Origin of the sequence: Caldimonas manganoxidans ATCC BAA-369, from assembly GCF_000381125.1 — a bacterium.
In the GTDB taxonomy this organism is placed as follows: Bacteria; Pseudomonadota; Gammaproteobacteria; order Burkholderiales; family Burkholderiaceae_C; genus Caldimonas; species Caldimonas manganoxidans.
In genome coordinates, this window is the sequence record NZ_KB906011.1 from 1 (window position 1) to 1,424 (window position 1,424).

The window sequence follows — 1,424 nt, forward strand, 5'->3', positions numbered from 1 at the left end:
TCATCTGCTTCATGACCGTAATCATCGCCGCCCATCACCAGGGCGACAAGACGGACTACTGCCAGGCGCAGGACTTGATCAGCGTTTCCCTAGTCGGGTCATGGCCACGGTCATCTTGGCTTCGTCCAGTGTCGGGTCCAGCTTGATCGCCTGCGGCAGCATGTCGCCGAGCAGATTCGGCGCACGCAGGATCGCGCGCAGTTGATCGAGCACCGCCGACTCCAGTTCTGCGGCTGGCAGTCGCGGCAGGCCCGACGCGCCCGCGTGTTCCTTGGCGTCGCGCTGGGGCACGTAGTAACGGTAGCGCCGGCCATTCTTCTTGGTGGTGTGCCATGGCGACAGCGCACGGCCGTCGTTACCGAACACGATGCCCTTGAGTAAATAGGGAACCTTGGCCCGCGTCGTGTTGCCCCGCACCCGGCCATTCGTCTCCAGGATCGCGTGGACGCTGTCCCACAGTTCGCGGCTGATGATGGGCGGGTGTTCGGCCTGGTACCACTGGTCCTTGTGCCGCAACTCGCCAAGGTAGGTCCGGTTACTGAGGAGCTTGTAGATGTGGCCCTTGTCGATCGGCTTGCCATCGCGGGTCTTGCCGTCTTGCGTGGTCCACGCCTTCGACGTCACGCCATCCAGTTTCAGCTCCTTGACCAGTGCGGTACTGGAGCCGAGCTCGACGAAACGCTGGAAGATGTGCCGGATCAGCTTGGCCTCACGCTCGTTGGGCACCAACCGCCGATTCTCGACGTCGTAGCCCAGCGGTGGCACACCACCCATCCACATGCCCTTACGTTTGCTGGCCGCGATCTTGTCGCGGATGCGCTCGCCAGTGACCTCGCGCTCGAACTGGGCGAAGGACAGCAGGATGTTCAGCATCAGCCGACCCATGGATGTCGTCGTATTGAACTGCTGGGTGACCGACACGAACGACACGCCATAGCGTTCGAACACTTCGACCATCTTGGAAAAATCAGCGAGGCTGCGCGTCAGTCGGTCGATCTTATAGATGACGACCACGTCGATCTTGCCGGCCTCGATGTCCGCCATCATGCGCTGGAGCGCCGGGCGTTCCATGTTGCCGCCGGAATAGGCGGGATCATCGTAATCGTCGGCGACCGGTATCCAGCCTTCGGCGCGCTGACTGGCGATGTAGGCATGACCGGCATCGCGCTGAGCGTCGATCGAGTTGTATTCCTGGTCCAGCCCTTCGTCGGTGGATTTGCGCGTGTAGACCGCGCAGCGCATGCGGCGCTTCAAGACTTCGCTCATCGACCACCTCTCTTCTTGGTGGCGGGCTTGGTCTTGGCATTGGATGGCGGCTTGAGGCCAAATAGTCGGCCCTGCAAAACGACCTCAAGCCGCATAGACACTGAGTTGGTGAGGTGATGTTGCGGGGTTGGAACTCCCGAATATGAATCGGCTCGATG

1 protein-coding gene is annotated in these 1,424 nt (G+C 61.4%); it reads right to left on the minus strand.

The features are described 5' to 3' along the window. Positions 1–78 precede the first annotated feature (78 nt). The gene (locus F615_RS19260) at positions 79–1,266 is read right to left on the minus strand and encodes a recombinase family protein (protein WP_019562407.1); all 1,188 of its coding nucleotides are present in this window, start codon (positions 1,264–1,266) and stop codon (positions 79–81) included. Positions 1,267–1,424: the final 158 nt, after the last annotated feature.

Excerpts from the sequence above, each read along its gene's own strand:
- F615_RS19260 (WP_019562407.1), bottom strand. The coding sequence starts at position 1,266 with ATGAGCGAAGTCTTGAAGCGCCGCATGCGCTGCGCGGTCTACACGCGC.